Origin of the sequence: Paraburkholderia sp. XV (assembly GCF_020177535.1) — a bacterium.
GTDB lineage: Bacteria > Pseudomonadota > Gammaproteobacteria > Burkholderiales > Burkholderiaceae > Paraburkholderia > Paraburkholderia caribensis.
Window position 1 is genome coordinate 21,774 of sequence record NZ_JAGUUD010000035.1, and the last position, 17,861, is coordinate 39,634.

A 17,861-nucleotide genomic window follows, 5' to 3' on the forward strand; every position below is an offset into this window, starting at 1 on the left:
CAGGCGGATGCGCGGCGTCAACGCGTCCGCCGTACGCTATAACGAACAACGTGTGGCCCGCGAGGGCGCCTCAGGAACTCCATGGACATTCTCTTCATCGCCGACCCGCTTTCCCGCTTCAAGATCTACAAGGATTCGACCTACGCGATGATGGCCGAGGCCGCGAAGCGCGGTCATACGCTGTACGCATGCGAGCCGCAGCATCTGGCGTGGACGGGCAGCGGCGTCGAGGCGAACGTGTACCGCTTCGAGATCGTCGGCGACCAGTCGGACGGTCATCGCGACCTGTGGTTCGAAGCGCAACCCGTCGAGCCGCGCGCGCTGACGGGCTTTGGCGCGGTGCTGATGCGCAAGGACCCGCCGTTCGACATGGAATACGTGACGTCCACATGGCTGCTCGAACTGGCGGAGCGCGCCGGCGCACGCATCTTCAACAAGCCGCAGGCGATTCGCGATCACTCGGAAAAGATGGCGATCGGCGAGTTTCCGCAGTTCGTCGCGCCCACGCTCGTCACACGCGATCCCGCGCGTTTGCGCGCTTTCCACGCCGAGCATGGCGACGTGATCCTGAAGCCGCTCGACGGCATGGGCGGCATGGGCGTGTTTCGCGTGAAGGCGGACGGCATGAATCTCGGCTCGATCGTCGAGATGCTGAGCCACGACGGCGCGCGTTCGGTGATGGCGCAGAAGTTCATCCCCGAGATCAAGACGGGCGACAAGCGCATTCTGTTGATCGGCGGCGAGCCGGTGCCGTATTCGCTCGCACGCATTCCGCAGGGCAACGAGGTGCGCGGCAACCTCGCGGCGGGCGGCCTGGGCGTCGCGCAGCCGCTGACGGCGCGCGACCGCGAGATCGCCGAAACGCTCGGCCCGGTGCTGAAGTCGCGCGGCCTGCTGCTGGTCGGACTGGACGCGATCGGCGACTGGCTGACGGAAGTGAACGTGACGAGCCCGACATGTTTCCGCGAGATCATGGATCAGACGGGCTTCGATGTGGCGGCGATGTTCATCGACGCGCTAGAGAAGGCCGTCGGTTGAAGCGGCGCGGGTCCGCCGCCATGTTCTGTTCTGGACGTCGCGCTGTCCGCCAGCCAAGCGAGAAAAGGCCGAAAGCGCGAAAATGAGGCTGATACAATGCCCGCTCCCCTGAAAGCGGCCCGCGAGGGCCCACGCGATCCGGCCCCTTGGCGGTCGGATCTCAGGCGAGTTCGATGGCCTGCTGTGCCGTTCGCCGCGTCTGCGCCGTTGTTTCGGCAGCCAGACAGCGCAACGCAAGCATGGCCGCGATTTTCGGGCGGTTTTCTGCAGCAAGGCTGACATGGCAGGCATTCTGATCATTGCGCACGCTCCCTTCGCCTCCGCGCTTCGCGAGTGTGTCTCTCATATTTACGGCGGCTTGCCCGCTCGCATCGGCGTCATCGACGTGTCGGCGGATTGCGATCCCGCCCAGGTCGTGGCGTTCGCGCATGCGGAGATCGACAGGCTCAGGGAAGAAAACGGCGCGCTCGTGCTGACGGACATGTTCGGCGCGACGCCGGCGAACATCGCGGGCCGGCTTGCGTCGATTCCCGATGTGCGCGTGCTGGCAGGCGTCAATCTGCCGATGCTCGTGCGCGCCGTCTGCTATCGCGCAACGCCGCTCGACGTGCTCGTCGACAAGGCGCTGGCGGGCGCGACCAAGGGCGTCCACGCTGTCGGAGCGGCGACGCAGGCGGCGGCCGCCTGTGCCGTCGCGAACACCGACGACTGCCTCCCCGTCGCGCCGCCGGACAAGGTGCTCGTCGAAAGCTGCAAGGCAGGCGGCGACACGGGCTGCGGCGGGAACGTCACCTGAGCACCGCCCACAAGATTTCTGCTTTACCTCGATAACATCAACACCCGCGCATCGGACCAACACATGCTGCAACAGGAAACGACTATCGTGAACAAGCTGGGGCTGCACGCACGCGCGTCGGCCAAACTCACGCAACTCGCCGCCAATTTTCAGTCGGAAATCTGGATGAGCCGCAACGGACGGCGGATCAACGCGAAGAGCATCATGGGCGTGATGATGCTGGCGGCGGGAATCGGCAGTACGGTGGTGATCGAAACGGAAGGCGCCGACGAGAAAGATGCCATGGATGCGCTGCTCCAGCTGATCGCCGACAAATTCGGCGAAGGACAATAAAAAATCCGCTGCCGCATTCGTTCTGCATGCAAGACGCCGCGCGATGTCGCGGCGTTTTTCTTTTGGTCCGCCGGATTGCGCGCGCCTTACTGCTTCCTGCTGACTGCTTGCTGCGACATTCGATGCTGCGCTGCACAGCACCGATCTGCGGTGCGGAATTTATAATGACCGTCGGGGTCTGAGAGCATTGCAGCGGTTTGCCGCGGCATCACACAACTAGAGGAGGTGCGCGTGTCGTTCACGCTGCATGGAATTCCCGTGTCACGCGGTATCGCCATCGGGCGGGCATATCTGATCGCCCCGGCTGCACTGGACGTCGACCACTATCTGATCGAGCCCACCCAGATCGAGGGCGAGGTGGAGCGTTTTCGCACGGCCCAGGCGCTCGTGCATCGGGAGCTCGACGAGCTGCGTGCCGACCTCGCCGCCGACGCGCCCTCCGAAATGGGCGCCTTCATCGACGTCCATACCATGATCCTGAACGATGCAATGCTCGTTCAGGAAACCATCGACCTCATCCGCACGCGCCGCTACAACGTCGAGTGGGCGCTGACCGAACAGCTCGAACGCCTCACCCGTCATTTCGACGAGGTGGAAGACGAATACCTGCGCGAGCGCAAGGCCGACATCGAGCAGGTCGTCGAGCGCGTGCTGAAGGCGCTCGCGGGCGCAACGGGCGGGCTCGTCAACGGCATTCACGGACGCTGCGACGAAATGATCGTGGTCGCGCACGACATTGCACCCGCCGACATGATGCAGTTCAAGGGGCAAACCTTCCAGGGCTTCGTCACGGATCTCGGCGGCCGCACGTCGCATACGGCGATCGTCGCGCGCAGCCTCGGCATTCCCGCGACGGTCGGCGTGCAGCATGCGAGCGCGCTGATCCGTCAGGACGATCTCATCATCGTCGACGGCGATCATGGCATCGTGATCGTCGATCCGGCGCCTATCGTGCTCGAAGAGTATTCATACCGGCAGAGCGAGAAGGCGCTGGAAGCGCGCAAGCTACAGCGCCTGAAGTTTTCGCCCACACAAACGGTGTGCGGCACGCGCATCGACCTGTGCGCGAACATCGAGCTGCCCGACGACGCGCAGGCCGCGCTCGACGCGGGCGCGACGGGCATCGGCCTGTTCCGCACCGAGTTCCTGTTCATGAACCAGAAGGACGGGATGCCGGAAGAGGAAGAGCAGTTCGCCGCGTACCGGCGTGCCGTCGAACTGATGAACGGCATGCCCGTGACGATCCGCACCATCGACGTCGGCGCGGACAAGCCGCTCGATTCGATCGGCGACGAGTACGAGACGGCGCCCAACCCGGCGCTGGGCCTGCGCGCGATCCGCTGGAGCCTGTCCGAGCCGCATATGTTCCTCACGCAGCTGCGCGCGATCTTGCGCGCGTCGGCGTTCGGTACGGTGAAGATCCTGATCCCGATGCTCGCGCACGCGCGCGAGATCGACCAGACGCTCGACCTGATCCAGGAAGCCAAGCGTCAACTCGACGACGCGGGCCTCGCGTACGATCCGAACGTGCGCGTCGGCGCGATGATCGAGATTCCGGCCGCAGCGATCGCGTTGCCGCTATTTCTGAAGCGGCTCGATTTCCTGTCGATAGGCACGAACGACCTGATCCAGTACACGCTTGCCATCGACCGCGCCGACAACGCGGTCGCGCATCTGTACGATCCGCTGCATCCCGCGGTGCTGCATCTGATCGCGTTCACGCTGCGCGAGGCGAAGCGCGCGGGCGTGCCGGTGTCGATCTGTGGCGAGATGGCCGGCGACCCGACGCTCACACGTCTCTTGCTCGGCATGGGTCTGACGGAGTTCTCGATGCATCCGAGCCAGGTGCTGCTGGTGAAGCAGGAGGTTCTGCGCGCGCATCTGAAGGCGCTCGAAAAGCCGGTGGCGGACGTGCTCGCGGCGTTCGAACCTGAAGAGGTGCAGTCGGCGCTGGACCGCATCGCGCAGGCCTGACGCGTTCTACCTTTCGGCGAGTGGTGGGGGGTTACGAACCATGCCGCTCGCCGCACACCGGGCAATCCGGCTGGCGCGCGATGCGCATCGTGTTCCACTCCATCCTTAGCGAATCGAGCATCATCAGGCGGCCCACCAGCGGCTCGCCGATGCCCGCGATCACACGCAGCGCTTCCGCCGCCTGCATCGCACCGATAATGCCGACGGTCGGCGCGAACACGCCCATCGTCGAGCACGCGACTTCCTCGAACGGCTGATCTTCCGGAAACACGCATGCGTAGCACGGCGACGCTTCGCTGCGGAAATCGAACGTGCTGATCTGGCCGTCGAAGCGCAGCGCCGCGCCCGATACCAGCGGCACGCCGTGCGTCACGCACGCGCGGTTGATCGCGTGACGCGTCGCGAAGTTGTCCGTGCAGTCGAGTACGACCGTCGCCTGCGGCACGTTGCCGTCCAGCCATGCGTCGTCGACGCGTTCCGCCACGGCGTTCACCACCACTTCCGGATTCAGTTGCGCGATCGCGTCGCGTCCCGACTCGACCTTCAACCGGCCAACCGACTTCGTCACATGCAGGATCTGCCGCTGCAGATTGGTGAGATCGACGGTATCGGCATCGACCAGCGTCAGCCTGCCAACGCCCGCCGCCGCCAGATACATCGCCGCCGGCGAGCCGAGACCGCCCGCGCCGACCACGATGGCGTGCGCGTCGAGAAAGCGTTGCTGAGCCTCGATGCCGAGTTCATCGACGAGGATGTGACGGGAATAGCGCAGGAGTTGATCGTCGTTCATGGCGGGGCGCGGCGTGTGTCGTTGATGTCGCGCTGGCTGTGAAGAGAGACGGCGCGAGGTTCTCGTTATTCTAATCGCGCGCAGGAAAGTGTCTTCGCGGCAACGTGGGCCGCGAAGACACTGGGACAGCCAAGACGCTTACTTCGCCGGAACTGCCGGTTGCGAAGCGGGCTGCGTCGCCGAAGCGGGCGCGGCCGGGTTCGACGCCGTCGGCGTGGCAGGCAGCGCGGGCTTCACAGCGACGGGCGCCGAAGCCGATTGCGCCGGCTTGTTCTGCGCGAGACGCCGCTCCATCAGCGACTTCGACTCCTGCACCGGCTTGCCTTCGAGCTTGTTCAGACCTTGTTGCAGCATGAAGTCGTCGTTGGAACCGAACTCGACCGGCTTGCGATCGCGATCCTTCTGCTTCTGTTCCGGCGTCTTCTTGTCGTTCTGCTCTTCGAGCAGGCGCAACTGGTCCATGCGCTCCTGTTCGCGCTGTTCCTGTTCCTTCTTCTCGTTCGGGTCTTGCGTGTTCGCAAGGTGATTCGAGTAGTCGACTTCGCGCGTGACGAGTGCGTCGTCCGGATCGCCGTCTGCGTATTGATCCACTGCGACGTCGGGGCGGATCCCCTTGTTCTGGATCGAACGGCCGCTCGGCGTGTAGTAGTACGCGGTGGTCAGGCGCAGCGCCGAATCTGCTGTCATGGGACGCACGGTCTGCACCGAGCCCTTGCCGAACGTCGTCTTGCCGACGATCAGCGCGCGATGCTGATCCTGCAGCGCACCCGCGACGATTTCCGACGCCGACGCCGAGTACGCGTTGGTCAGCACGATCATCGGCACGGTCTTGAAGATGGACGGCAGGTTCTTCAGCGGATCGGTGTCGAAGGACGGCAGACGATAGTTGTCGTAGGTGTCGCGATAGACCTGCTTCGAGTCCGGAATCTGGCCGTTGGTCGACACGACGACGGAATCCGGCGGCAGGAACGCGCCCGCGACACCCACGGCGCTTTGCAGCAGACCGCCGCCGTTGTTGCGCAGGTCGAGGATCAGGCCCTTCAGGTTAGGCTGCTGGCGCGCAATGTCCTGCAGCTTGGCTGCGAGGTCGGGCACCGTGCGTTCCTGGAAGCTCGTGATGCGGACATAGGCATAGCCCGGCGCGAGGATCTTCGACTTCACGCTCTGGACCTTGATGATCGCGCGCGTGACGGTAAGCGGGAACGTGCGGTCGTCGGTCTTGCGGAAGATGGTCAGCGTGACCTTCGTGCCCGGGTCGCCACGCATCTGCTTGACGGCCTTGTCCAGCGTCATGCCGCGCACCGGCTTGTCGTTGATGCGGGTGATCAGGTCGCCCGGACGGATGCCGGCACGAAACGCGGGCGTGTCCTCGATCGGCGAGATGACCTTGATGAGGCCGTCTTCCTGCGAAATTTCGATGCCGAGACCCGCGAAGCGGCCCTTGGTCTGCTCCTGCAGTTCTTCGTAGTCGGTCTTGTCGAGATACGACGAGTGCGGATCGAGGCTCGACACCATGCCCTTGATCGCGGCCGTCAGCAGCTTCTTGTCGTCGACGGGCTCCACATACTCATGCTTGATTTGCCCGAAGACTTCGGCGAAGAGGCGCAACTGGTCGAGCGGCAAGGGCGTGGCCGCCGATGCGGGTTGCTGGGCCGAGGCGCTGAGTTGCAGGGTTGCAAAAACGCCGGTAGCCAGGCCCGCGGCGATAAGGCCGATATTTTTCAGGTTCTTTCGCATAGAGTGTGTTGCGGTCGGAAGCGCGTGGCAGCGTCAAAGGAAAAAGGACGGACAAGTATAACTTGACGCTTGCACGGCCTGTACGTGTGGGTAATCGGGTTTCGACAGCGGTCGCGCTGCGAGGTTCTAAGGATCGCTGCCGTCCTGCGCAGCGACTGTGCGTTGGCGGACGCCCGCAACGCCAAAAGCGCCGCCACGCATGGGCTGCACTGCCAACCTGGTTGCGTGCGCATCGGTATGGGTTGCTTGCGTGCAGGGAGGGTGGCGCAACGTCCCACCGGCTCGCGACGACGCATGATGGCGTCAGCATGGCGGCTACATGGCAATGCTGTCAGGCAAGCGCACGGCACGCGCGAAGCGCGCGCGCCGTGACCCGCAGCGGCATGGCGGCGGGTCACGATCATTGGAATGGCCGTGATCAGCCTGCCTTGCCCTGCTTCGCGACAGCCGCCTGCGCCTTCGCGATCGCTTCCTGATCGCCGAGGTAGTAGTGCTTGATCGGCTTCAGGTCTTCGTCCAGTTCATAGACGAGGGGCACGCCGTTCGGGATGTTCAGCCCGACGATATCGTTGTCGGAGATGTTGTCCAGATACTTGACCAGCGCGCGGATCGAATTGCCGTGCGCGGCGATCAGCACCTTGCGGCCCGACTTGATCGCGGGCGCGATCGATTCGTTCCAGATGGGCATGACGCGCGCGACAGTGTCCTTCAGGCATTCCGTGAGCGGCAATTGCTCGCGCGGCACTTTCGCGTAGCGCGGGTCGTTGTACGACGTGCGCGAATCGGTCGGCTCCAGCGCGGGCGGCGGCGTGTCGTAGCTGCGGCGCCAGACCAGCACCTGCTCGTCGCCGAACTTCGCGGCCGTCTCCGCCTTGTTCAGGCCCGACAGCGCGCCGTAGTGTCGCTCGTTGAGACGCCACGAGTGCACGACGGGCAGGTACATCAGGTCCATCTTGTCCTGCACGTGCCACAGCGTACGGATCGCGCGCTTGAGCACCGAGGTGTAGGCGATGTCGAACGTATAGCCCGAGTCCTTGAGCAGCGTGCCTGCCTGCTGCGCTTCGAGGTTGCCCTGTTCGGTCAGGTCGACGTCGACCCAGCCCGTGAAGCGGTTTTCCTTGTTCCACGTCGATTCGCCGTGGCGGATGAGAACGAGTTTGTACATGTCGTGCCGGTCGGTAGTGAGGAAGCGGTAATCGGGGCGGCACCGCAGCCTGCTGCTGGCGGTCGCCATCGCGTCAGACGGTTATTTTATAATGGTCGGATTGCCCTTTCCGATTTATCCCGATTTCTTCTCTTTTTCCGGCGGATCTTCCGTGAAGTTTTTCACCGATTACACGAACCTTGTACTGATCGCGGTCGCCCTCATCTCTGGGGCATTGCTCCTGTGGCCGTCGATTTCCCGGCGCGGACGCGGCGGCCTGTCGGCGGCTGCCGCCACCCAGCTGATCAACCGGCGCAACGCCGTGGTCGTCGACCTGCGCCCCGCGGCGGAATACGCCGGTGGGCACCTGCCGTCGGCGCGCCACGTCGAATTTGGCGAGTTGCAAGCGAAAGTCGCCCAACTCGTGAAAAATAAGAGCAACCCGGTGCTGCTCGTCTGCCAGAACGGACAGCAGTCGAACAAGGCGGCACGTATTGTGCGCGACGCAGGCTATGCGGAAGTGCACGTGCTGGAAGGCGGCGTCAACGCCTGGCAGCAGGCGGGCATGCCCGTCGTCAAACAAGGAGTTGCGAAGTGAACAAAGTGATCATGTACAGCACGCAGGTGTGCCCGTATTGCCAGATGGCCGAACGTCTACTAAAGTCGCGCGGCGTCGATCACGTCGAAAAGGTGCTGATCGACAAGGATCCGGCGCGCCGTCAGGAAATGATGACGCGCACGGGCCGCCGCACGGTGCCGCAGGTGTATATCGGCGACACGCACGTCGGCGGCTACGACGATCTGTCCGCGCTGGATCGCGCGGGCGGTCTGACGCCGCTGCTGGCAGCCGTCGCCTGACATCACGCTGAAGCGCGGTCGGCCCGGTGTGCCGGCGGTGTCGGACGCCGCGCGGCAGCGAAAAAACAAAGCCGGATTCGCACCGGCCAGCTGAATGCCGCCCTTCGGGGCGGCTCGCACCATTACGAGATCTGGCGGCATCCGTCCGCCGCAACGAAATTTAGGGAGTAGAGACTCATGTCCGACGACAACAACCAGCCGTTCTTCAATATCCAGCGCATTTATCTGAAGGACATGTCGCTCGAGCAGCCGAATTCGCCGGCTATTTTCCTCGAGCAGGAAATGCCGTCGGTCGAAGTCGAAGTCGACGTGAAGGCCGAGCGCCTCGCGGACACGGTGTTCGAAATTCTCGTCACGGGCACCGTGACGGCCAAGGTCAGCGACAAGGTCGCGTTCCTGATCGAAGCGAAGCAGGCAGGTATTTTCGACATCCGCAACATCCCGGCTGAGCAGATCGATCCGCTCGTCGGCATTGCGTGCCCGACCATCCTGTTCCCGTATCTGCGTTCGAACATCGCCGACGCGATCACCCGCGCAGGCTTCCCGCCCATCCACCTCGCCGAAATCAACTTCCAGGCACTGTACGAGCAACGCCTCGCGCAGATCGCCACGCAGGAAACCGGCGCGGGCAGCGCTGCGCATCACTGACACGTGCAGCCGGTGCCGGGTATGAAGGTCGCCGTTCTCGGCGCCGGTGCATGGGGCACCGCACTCGCCGGCCATCTGGCCGCGCGGCACGACACGGTGCTCTGGGCGCGCGACGCCGCGCTCATCGCCGAACTCTCCACTTCGCATGAAAACGTCCGCTATCTGGCGGGCGTTGCGTTGCCATCCGCGCTTCGCTTCGAAGCGAATCTCGATCTCGCGCTAGATCACGCGCTTGCCGACGACGCGCTGTGCGTGGTCGCGACGCCCGTCGCGGGCCTGCGCGCCATGCTGCGCACGATGCGCGACATGGGCAAGGTGCCCGCGCATATCGTGTGGCTGTGCAAGGGCTTCGAGGCGGACACGCAACTGCTGCCGAATCAGGTCGTAGCTCAAGAGCTGAGCGGGCATGCGAGCAACGGCACGCTTTCGGGCCCGAGCTTCGCGCGCGAAGTGGGGCAGGGACTGCCCGTCGCGTTGACGGTGGCGAGTGCGTCGGCGGCTTGCCGCGAGCGGACTGTCGCGGCGTTCCATCACGGCGCCATGCGTATCTACAGCGGCGACGACGTGGTCGGCGTCGAAGTGGGCGGCGCGGTGAAGAACGTGCTGGCCATCGCCACGGGTATTGCCGATGGCCTCGGTCTCGGGCTGAACGCACGCGCGGCGCTGATCACGCGCGGTCTTGCGGAAATGTCGCGCCTCGGCGCGGCGCTGGGCGGCCGGGCGGAAACGTTCACGGGCCTCACGGGCCTGGGCGATCTGATCCTGACCGCGACGGGCGATCTTTCGCGCAACCGCACGGTCGGCATGCAGCTCGCAAGCGGCCGTTCGCTCGACGACATTCTCAACGCGCTCGGGCATGTCGCCGAGGGCGTGCGCTGCGCGCGGAGCGTGCTGTCGATCGCGCAGTCGCACGGGATCGACATGCCGATCACCGAAGCCGTCTGCGACGTGCTGTTCAACAACGTGGCGCCGCGCGACGCCGTTAGCGCGCTGCTGCGCCGCGACGCGAAGGCTGAATAACAGCCGTTGTCCGAAGCGGGCCTCGCGGCCCGCAACCATTGCAGCACGTTGCCTGAAGGTCTTTTACACAGCCGGTAATGGCCAGCGCCGAACGGCTCGTTTCTTTTGCTGTCCACCTCCTATCGCTCGTTGCATCGAATCTGGAGGTTTTCCCCATGCTCACCATTGGCCATTGCACGCTGGAGGCGCGCATCGTCGACATCACGACGCTCGACGTCGACGCGATCGTCAACGCGGCGAATACATCATTGCTGGGCGGCGGTGGCGTGGACGGCGCGATTCATCGCGCAGCGGGCCCGGACCTGCTGCGCGAATGCGAAACACTGGGAGGCTGCGTGACAGGCGAGGCGAAGATTACGGGCGGCCACCGGCTGAAGGCGCGCCATGTGGTTCATGCCGTCGGTCCTGTGTGGCACGGCGGCGAACGGAGCGAGGCGGAACTGCTGGCTGCGTGCTACAGGCGCTCGCTGGAGCTGACACGCGACGCCAAAGCGAAGAGCATCGCGTTTCCTGCGATCAGTTGCGGTGTCTACCGTTTCCCAGCCGACGAAGCGGTGCGTATCGCCATTCAAACGGTAATCGACACGCTGCCGCACACGCCTGCTGTCGAACACGTGATCTTCGCCTGCTTCGACGAAGCGATGCACGCGCGCTACCAGTCCGAATTCGAACGACGCCTTCAGGCGCCGCCTTCGAAGCCCGCCTGACGCCATGCCTCGAACACGACTACGGCGACCGTGTTCGACAGGTTCAGGCTGCGATTGCCGGGGCGCATCGGCAGGCGCACGCGCTGCGCGTCGGGGAAGCGGTTCAGTACGGCGTCCGGCAGGCCGCGCGTTTCCGCGCCGAACACGAACCAGTCGCCGGGCAGGAACGCATGTGAGTGGAACGGGCTGGAGCCGCGCGTCGTGAACGCGAACATGCGCGAGCAGTCAGGCCCTTCGCTGTCGATCAGCGCGTCCCAGTTGGAGTGCACGCGCATCTGCGCGTACTCGTGGTAGTCGAGGCCGGCGCGGCGCATTCTCGCGTCGTCGAGGGGAAAGCCGAGCGGCTCGATCAGATGCAGGCGCGCGCCCGTGTTTGCGCACAGGCGGATCACGTTGCCGGTGTTCGGCGGAATTTCGGGTTCGACGAGAACGACGTTGAACATATGCAGTGAATGGGGAAACTGAGTCGGAATCTAGTTTTTCGGCGTGCGAAGCGCGACGAGATTCGTCACGCGCCGCGCGCCGGCTGCCTTCAGCGTGCGAGCCAGCGCATCGAGTGTCGCGCCTGTCGTCATCACATCGTCGACGACAGCCACATGCAGGCTCTGCACCGGCCTTGCCACTTCGAACGCACGGCCGACATTCTGCCTGCGCGCATCGAGATCGAGCTTCGATTGCGGCGCCGTGTCGATCACGCGTCGAACCAGCGTCGCGTCGCCGCGAATGCCGAGCGCTCGCGCGCAGGGCCGCGCGATTTCCCATGCCTGGTTGTAGCCACGCTCGACCAGCCGCCGCGCCGACAACGGCACGGGCGCGACGACGTCCGGGCGATCGCGTTCGTCGAGCGCATCGATCGCGGACCACGCGAGCCGCCGCGCGAATTCATGCGCGAGCCCAAGCCGCGCGCGGAACTTGAGGCCAACGGCCAGCGCGTCCAGCGGCGCGCGGTAGTCGGCAAGCGCCACGGTCGCGTCGAACGCGGGCGGCGCGGCGAGGCAGTCGCCGCAGCGGTAATGCATGACGCTTGCCCGCCGGAAGCTGCTCAACGGCATCGCGCAGACGACGCAGCGTAGCCGCGCTTCGTTCCACCAGGCCTCGTCGCAAAAGCCGCACAGCGCCCGATGCGACATATTGCCGCACAACACACATGGGTTCGGCAGCGCGCAACGCGCAAGCGCCGGAAGTTTCGAGATGGATCGTTGCGCGACCTCGAAGAGCCGTTCGTGAAGCAGTCGCCCGGAACGGGTGGCGCGAGACCAACGAAAAGCCCAATTCGGCATATCGATACGCCTCCGAAGGCCGCTGACGCTGAAGGGACGGAATCGAGCGAGTATACTTCGCACTCTTCGTCCGCACGACTCGAATACCGTGTCTCCCACCGATACTGGCCGTCCGGCCTATGATTCGCGCCGTCTCCGGAAGATTTTCGACCGCCGGGCGGCGACCTTCGACGACGTCGCGTTCCTGCCACGCGAGATCGCCCAACGCATGCGCGAACGGCTCGACTACATCAAGGTCAATCCGGCGCAGGTGCTCGACGCCGGCTGCGGCGCGGGCGACGACCTCCCGGCGCTGCGCGAGCGCTTTCCCGAGGCGCCCGTGTTCGGCGCCGATCTTTCGCGCGCGATGCTCGCGCGCGCGGTCCAGCACGACGCCACCGACACCAGCTGGCGCCGTTTTCTGCCCGCCTCGCTTGGCAAGGCGCTCGGCTCGCGCGGGCCGCGCTTCGCTCAGGCGGATTTTTCCGCGTTGCCGTTTGCATCGGGTGCATTCGAGTTCATCTGGTCGAATCTCGCGTTGCACTGGCACTCGCGGCCCGACCTCGTGTTCCCCGAATGGCAGCGCGTCCTGAAGGTCAACGGCCTGCTGATGTTCAGCACGCTCGGGCCTGACACGCTGAAAGAACTGCGCGGCGCGTATGCCGAAATCGAAGCGGCGCACGGCGTCAATACGCACAAACATGTAATCGACTTCGTAGACATGCACGATCTGGGCGATATGCTTGTCGAAAGTGGCTTCGAAATTCCCGTGATGGACCAGGAGACCTTGACCATCACGTACAAGTCGCCGGAGTCGCTGCTTGCCGACGTGCGTCGCTGGGGCGCCTATCCGTTCCGGCGCGAGACGTCGCCGGGCGTCGCCTCGAGGCGCATGCGAAAAGCGCTGCTTGCCGCGCTGGAGGCGCGCCGGCGCGCCGACGGCACGATCCCTCTGACCTTCGAGGTGATCTACGGACATGCATGGAAGGCGGTGCCGAGAATGACCCCCGAAGGGCACGGAATCGTGCGAATAGAAGACATCGGAAGAGGGCGGCAGGGCAATCGTTGACGCGGTAAAGAGGGCATCCGTTATGCTCGAAATTAGCGGCCCGAAAACTGCGTCAAAACGGCGCAGAGGCTTGTGTGGCTTGGCTTTTCGGCCGATAGAGCGTTGCTTGTGGATGCCCTGGATCGGCCCTATAATGCGTCAGTTTGTCGCTTAAAGCTCACACAATAGGAGCGACAGGCCCGAGGCCTTTGCGGTTCGGGTGGCGGTAGTTGCGCTGGGCGTGAATGGCATTGGCGGTATGCGGTGACTGGCGGTTCGCGGGAGGCAGCGATGAATGCAACCGATCTGCTGGCTGAGTCAGAACCCGTCCTCAAGGACTGGTTGATGAAGCGCAACTGTTCGGCTTCGCCGCGGCAATTCGTGTTCTTCTATGTGTCGCTCGCGGCATTCTCGCTCTTGATAGCATTCCTGCTGGTCCTGTGCGGTGCATGGCTGGTGTTGCCGTTCACAGGTATCGAGCTGCTCGCTGTCGGTGTCGCATTTGCCATCTATGCACGCCATGCTGTCGATTACGAGCGCATCCGGCTGTTTCCCAACCGGCTCGTGATCGAACAGGTCAGCGCCGAGCATCTCACGCAGTTCGAATTCAACCCGTGCTGGGTGCGGGTAGAACCAGGAGCGACGCCGCGCGACCGGATCAGACTGGTTTCGCGCGGCGAGACGGTCGCGGTCGGGCAGCACCTTGCGCAATATCGGCGCGCACAATTCGCCGACGAACTGCGTCTGTGGCTCAGGCAGTGTCAGGCGTAAAAAGTTGCGTAATGAATCGAATCGCGCGCCGTTCCAGAAGACGAGAGGCAGCCTTCCAGCGGGGTCGAGGGTTTGAATGGAAAATTTGGGTAAGGAAGCTATGAAAACAATCAAGCGAGCCCTCGTGGGCGTGCTGGCGTCTAGCGGACTGCTGTTCGCCGGCGCTGCCCATGCAATCGGCGACAGTCCGGGCGGCCCCCGCGTCAACGAGATCAATCTCCAGCCGCCCGTGACGAGGATTGCCGAAGAGCTCTACAGCCTCCACACATTCATGCTGATCCTTTGCACGGTGATCTTCATCGGCGTGTTCGGCGTGATGTTCTATTCGATGTTTGCGCACCGCAAGTCGAAGGGCCACAAGGCCGCGCATTTCCACGAAAGCACCACCGTCGAAATCATCTGGACGATCGTTCCGTTCATCATCGTCGTGCTGATGGCGCTGCCCGCCACCAAGACGGTCGTCGCGATGAAGGACACCACGAATGCCGATCTCACCGTCAAGGTCACCGGCTACCAGTGGAAGTGGGCGTACGACTACGTGAAGGGCCCGGGCGAAGGCATCAGCTTCCTGTCCACGCTGACCACGCCGCGTAGCCAGGTCGACGGCCGCGCGCCGAAGACGGATACCTATCTGCAGGAAGTCGACAACCCGCTGGTCGTTCCCGTCAACAAGAAGATCCGCATCATCACCACCGCCAATGACGTCGTGCACTCGTGGTACGTGCCCGCGTTCGGCGTCAAGCAGGATGCGATTCCCGGCTTCGTGCGCGACACGTGGTTCAAGGCGGAGAAAATCGGCACGTATCGCGGCTTCTGTACCGAACTGTGCGGCAAGGAACACGCGTTCATGCCCGTGGTCGTGACTGTGCTGTCGGACGACGACTACGCGAAGTGGGTCGACGACCAGAAGAAGAAAATGGCCGCCGGTCAGGACGATCCCAACAAGAACTACACGCTCGCCGAACTGACGGAGCGCGGCGGCAAGGTGTACGCGGCGAACTGCGCCGTCTGCCACCAGCCGACGGGCAAGGGCGCGGGCGCATTTCCGGCGCTCGACGGCAGCAAGGTCGCGAACGGCCCGCTCGCCGAGCACGTGAGCATCGTCTTGAAGGGCAAGAACGCGATGCCGGCGTGGGCGCCGACGTTGAACGACGTCGAGATCGCTTCCGTCATCACGTTCGAGCGTAACTCGTGGGGCAACCACACGGGCGACATCCTGCAACCCAAGCAGGTTGCCGATGCACGCAACGGCCGTCTGCCGGCGGGTGGCGATCACCTGGCGGGCGCGGCGGCGGCTGCCGCTTCGGATGCAGCCGCGGCGAGCGGCGCGGAAGGCGCGAGCGGCGCGGCTGCGGCCAGCGGCGAAGCGGGCGCATCGGCTTCTGCAGCGGCCTCGGGCGCATCGGACAACGCGGCGGCATCGGCGCCGCAAGCGTCGCTGCCCGCCAGCGTCTACTTCGAAACGAACAAGAGCACGCTGCCCGCCGACGCGAAAGCCGCCATCGACGCAGCCGCTGCCTACGCGAAGGCGCACCCGGACGCGAAGTTCACGCTGTCGGGCTATACCGACGCAACGGGTTCCGCCGATAAAAACGCGAAGCTCGCCAAGGCGCGCGCTGAAGCCGTGCGCGACGCGCTGAAGGCAGCAGGCATCGCCGAAGACCACATTATTTTGAAGAAGCCGGAGACGATCACGGGCGGTGCGGACGCGAAGGAAGCACGCCGTGTCGAAATCAGCCCAGCGGCCTGACGTGTCACAGTCAGAGAAAAGCAGCATTCGAGATTTAGGAGATTGTCATGTCTAGCATCGGACACGATGTAGCCGCGGGCCACGAGCATGTTCACGGCGATCATGCCCACGAAACGCCGCATGGCTGGCGCCGCTGGCTGTACGCCACCAACCACAAGGACATCGGTACGCTGTACCTGCTGTTCTCGTTCATCATGTTCCTGTCCGGGGGCGTGATGGCGCTGGGCATCCGCGCCGAGCTGTTCGAGCCGGGCCTGCAGATCATGCGTCCCGAGTTCTTCAACCAGTTGACCACCATGCACGGCCTCATCATGGTGTTCGGCGCGATCATGCCGGCTTTCGTCGGCTTCGCGAACTGGATGATTCCGCTGCAGATCGGCGCATCGGACATGGCCTTCGCACGGATGAACAACTTCAGCTTCTGGCTGCTGCCCGTTGCCGCCGTGCTGCTGGTCGGCTCGTTCTTCACGCCGGGCGGCGCGACGGCCGCCGGCTGGACGCTGTACGCGCCGCTGTCCACGCAGATGGGCCCGGGCATGGACTTCGCGATCTTCGCGGTGCACATCATGGGCGCGTCGTCGATCATGGGCGGCATCAACATCGTCGTGACGATCCTGAACATGCGCGCACCCGGCCTCACGCTGATGAAGATGCCGATGTTCGTCTGGACGTGGCTGATCACCGCCTACCTGCTGATCGCCGTGATGCCGGTGCTGGCTGGCGCGATCACGATGGTGCTGTTCGACCGCCACTTCGGCACGTCGTTCTTCAACGCGGCAGGCGGCGGCGACCCGGTGATGTATCAGCACATCTTCTGGTTCTTCGGCCACCCAGAGGTGTACATCATGATCTTGCCGGCGTTCGGGATCGTGTCGCAGGTGATCCCGGCGTTCGCGCGCAAGCCGCTGTTCGGCTATAGCTCGATGGTGTACGCAACGGCGTCGATCGCGATCCTGTCGTTCATGGTCTGGGCGCACCACATGTTCGCGACGGGCATGCCTGTTACCGGCCAGCTGTTCTTCATGTACGCCACGATGCTGATCGCCGTGCCGACGGGCGTGAAGGTGTTCAACTGGGTCGCGACGATGTGGCGCGGTTCGCTGACCTTCGAAACGCCGATGCTGTTCGCGGTGGGCTTCCTGTTCGTGTTCACGTTCGGCGGTCTGACGGGCCTGATGCTCGCGATGGCGCCGCTCGACATCCAGTATCACGGCACTTACTTCGTGGTCGCGCACTTCCACTATGTGCTGGTGGCGGGCTCGCTGTTCGGCCTGTTCTCCGGCTGGTACTACTGGGCGCCGAAGTGGACGGGCTGGATGTACAACGAGACGCGCGGGAAGATCCACTTCTGGTCGTCGCTGATCTTCTTCAACCTCGCGTTCCTGCCGATGCACTTCGTCGGTCTCGCCGGTATGCCGCGTCGTTATGCCGATTACCCGGCGCAGTTCACCGACTGGAACCAGGTCATCACGATCGGCGCATTCGGCTTTGGTCTCGCGCAGGTGTACTTCCTGTTTGCCGTTGCGCTGCCTGCCTATCGCGGCGGCGGCGAACTCGAAAAGGCCGGCGACAAGCCGTGGGATGGCGCAACGGGCCTCGAGTGGACCGTGCCGAGCCCGGCTCCGTTCCACACGTTCGAAAATCCGCCGACGGTCGAGTAAGCCGTCTTCGAAGTCCGCTCCGGCTGAGCAATGCCGGGGCGGACTGGCTGGACCGAAGCGGGCCCGAAGCGGGCCCGTAGCGGGACCGAAGCTGGACCGAAGCGGAACCGAATCATCCAGCAGCACGCAGCATCAAGAAACTTCAGCATGACCCGGAACCCACAAAAAAGCCGTACGCCTGAAGAAATTCGTGCAGGGAACCTGCGACTCGGTCTGATTCTGCTTGCCGTCGTCGCCGTCTTTTTTCTGGGTGCCGTCGTCAAGCAGGTCTGGTTTGCTTCGTGACTTGACCTGACCTGACCTGCCGTGACGAGTTGGGATCGCCTG

Annotated in this window: 19 protein-coding genes; 14 read left to right on the forward strand and 5 right to left on the reverse strand. The window is 64.2% G+C overall.

All coding sequences use genetic code 11. The features are described from left to right. The first annotated feature begins 81 nt into the window (after positions 1–81). The 4 genes from gshB to ptsP all read left to right on the forward strand — a co-directional run bounded on the left by gshB (position 82) and on the right by ptsP (position 4,141). Positions 82–1,038, forward strand: a complete 957-nt coding sequence (gene gshB / locus KFO72_RS18345) for a glutathione synthase (RefSeq protein ID WP_054929607.1) — start codon at positions 82–84, stop codon at positions 1,036–1,038. A 280-nt stretch (positions 1,039–1,318) separates the two neighbouring features. Next, complete coding sequence (locus KFO72_RS18350; RefSeq protein WP_054929608.1) at positions 1,319–1,834, forward strand: PTS sugar transporter subunit IIA; 516 nt, start codon at positions 1,319–1,321, stop codon at positions 1,832–1,834. A 63-nt stretch (positions 1,835–1,897) separates the two neighbouring features. Next, positions 1,898–2,167, forward strand: coding sequence for an HPr family phosphocarrier protein (locus KFO72_RS18355; RefSeq protein WP_035986843.1), 270 nt, complete (start codon positions 1,898–1,900; stop codon positions 2,165–2,167). 231 nt (positions 2,168–2,398) lie between these two features. Next, positions 2,399–4,141 carry a phosphoenolpyruvate--protein phosphotransferase gene (ptsP, locus tag KFO72_RS18360; RefSeq protein WP_054929635.1) on the forward strand — a complete coding sequence of 581 codons (1,743 nt, stop codon included), beginning with the start codon at positions 2,399–2,401 and terminating at the stop codon, positions 4,139–4,141. Positions 4,142–4,172: 31 nt separating this feature from the next. Here ptsP and KFO72_RS18365 read toward each other — a convergent pair whose 3' ends face one another. From KFO72_RS18365 to gpmA, 3 genes are all read right to left on the reverse strand, one after another. Next, positions 4,173–4,931, reverse strand: coding sequence for a HesA/MoeB/ThiF family protein (locus KFO72_RS18365; RefSeq protein ID WP_062915085.1), 759 nt, complete (start codon positions 4,929–4,931; stop codon positions 4,173–4,175). 138 nt (positions 4,932–5,069) lie between these two features. Next, positions 5,070–6,668 carry a S41 family peptidase gene (locus KFO72_RS18370; RefSeq protein ID WP_054929610.1) on the reverse strand — a complete coding sequence of 533 codons (1,599 nt, stop codon included), beginning with the start codon at positions 6,666–6,668 and terminating at the stop codon, positions 5,070–5,072. A gap of 418 nt (positions 6,669–7,086) precedes the next feature. Beyond that, entirely contained in the window at positions 7,087–7,833 is a 747-nt protein-coding gene (gene gpmA / locus KFO72_RS18375; protein WP_054929611.1) for a 2,3-diphosphoglycerate-dependent phosphoglycerate mutase, read from the reverse strand. A gap of 151 nt (positions 7,834–7,984) precedes the next feature. Here gpmA and KFO72_RS18380 point away from each other — a divergent pair, with 151 nt between their 5' ends. The 5 genes from KFO72_RS18380 (at position 7,985) to KFO72_RS18400 (ending at position 11,045) form a co-directional block, all read left to right on the forward strand. Continuing rightward, positions 7,985–8,410 (forward strand): rhodanese-like domain-containing protein, encoded by a 426-nt coding sequence (locus KFO72_RS18380; protein WP_054929636.1) that lies wholly within the window; start codon positions 7,985–7,987, stop codon positions 8,408–8,410. Continuing rightward, entirely contained in the window at positions 8,407–8,670 is a 264-nt protein-coding gene (grxC, locus tag KFO72_RS18385) for a glutaredoxin 3 (RefSeq protein WP_035986834.1), read from the forward strand. The genes KFO72_RS18380 and grxC overlap by 4 nt, the downstream gene beginning before the upstream one ends. A 177-nt stretch (positions 8,671–8,847) precedes the next feature. Beyond that, positions 8,848–9,318 (forward strand): protein-export chaperone SecB, encoded by a 471-nt coding sequence (secB, locus tag KFO72_RS18390; protein WP_054929612.1) that lies wholly within the window; start codon positions 8,848–8,850, stop codon positions 9,316–9,318. A 21-nt stretch (positions 9,319–9,339) separates the two neighbouring features. Beyond that, positions 9,340–10,338 carry an NAD(P)H-dependent glycerol-3-phosphate dehydrogenase gene (locus tag KFO72_RS18395; protein ID WP_225032711.1) on the forward strand — a complete coding sequence of 333 codons (999 nt, stop codon included), beginning with the start codon at positions 9,340–9,342 and terminating at the stop codon, positions 10,336–10,338. Between the two features lie 155 nt (positions 10,339–10,493). Next, a complete protein-coding gene (locus tag KFO72_RS18400; protein ID WP_225032712.1) occupies positions 10,494–11,045 on the forward strand; it encodes an O-acetyl-ADP-ribose deacetylase in 552 nt (183 codons plus the stop codon). Here the strand turns inward: KFO72_RS18400 and trmL are convergent. Both trmL and KFO72_RS18410 read right to left on the reverse strand, forming a co-directional pair. Further along, positions 11,018–11,488 carry a tRNA (uridine(34)/cytosine(34)/5-carboxymethylaminomethyluridine(34)-2'-O)-methyltransferase TrmL gene (gene trmL / locus KFO72_RS18405; RefSeq protein WP_225032713.1) on the reverse strand — a complete coding sequence of 157 codons (471 nt, stop codon included), beginning with the start codon at positions 11,486–11,488 and terminating at the stop codon, positions 11,018–11,020. The two genes, KFO72_RS18400 and trmL, sit on opposite strands and share 28 nt — an antisense overlap. 30 nt (positions 11,489–11,518) lie before the next feature. Beyond that, positions 11,519–12,325, reverse strand: a complete 807-nt coding sequence (locus KFO72_RS18410) for a ComF family protein (RefSeq protein WP_060599322.1) — start codon at positions 12,323–12,325, stop codon at positions 11,519–11,521. An 88-nt stretch (positions 12,326–12,413) separates the two neighbouring features. Here KFO72_RS18410 and KFO72_RS18415 point away from each other — a divergent pair, with 88 nt between their 5' ends. From KFO72_RS18415 to KFO72_RS18435, 5 genes are all read left to right on the forward strand, one after another. Next, complete coding sequence (locus tag KFO72_RS18415) at positions 12,414–13,373, forward strand: methyltransferase domain-containing protein (RefSeq protein WP_060599321.1); 960 nt, start codon at positions 12,414–12,416, stop codon at positions 13,371–13,373. 270 nt (positions 13,374–13,643) lie between these two features. Further along, the gene (locus KFO72_RS18420) at positions 13,644–14,123 is read left to right on the forward strand and encodes a DUF2244 domain-containing protein (RefSeq protein WP_035986818.1); all 480 of its coding nucleotides are present in this window, start codon (positions 13,644–13,646) and stop codon (positions 14,121–14,123) included. 76 nt (positions 14,124–14,199) lie between these two features. Next, positions 14,200–15,873, forward strand: a complete 1,674-nt coding sequence (coxB, locus tag KFO72_RS18425) for a cytochrome c oxidase subunit II (RefSeq protein WP_225032715.1) — start codon at positions 14,200–14,202, stop codon at positions 15,871–15,873. Positions 15,874–15,920: 47 nt separating this feature from the next. Then, positions 15,921–17,534, forward strand: coding sequence for a cytochrome c oxidase subunit I (gene ctaD, locus KFO72_RS18430; protein WP_035986814.1), 1,614 nt, complete (start codon positions 15,921–15,923; stop codon positions 17,532–17,534). 147 nt (positions 17,535–17,681) lie between these two features. Next, positions 17,682–17,819, forward strand: coding sequence for a cytochrome oxidase small assembly protein (locus tag KFO72_RS18435; RefSeq protein WP_007579644.1), 138 nt, complete (start codon positions 17,682–17,684; stop codon positions 17,817–17,819). The last annotated feature ends 42 nt before the right edge of the window (positions 17,820–17,861 follow it).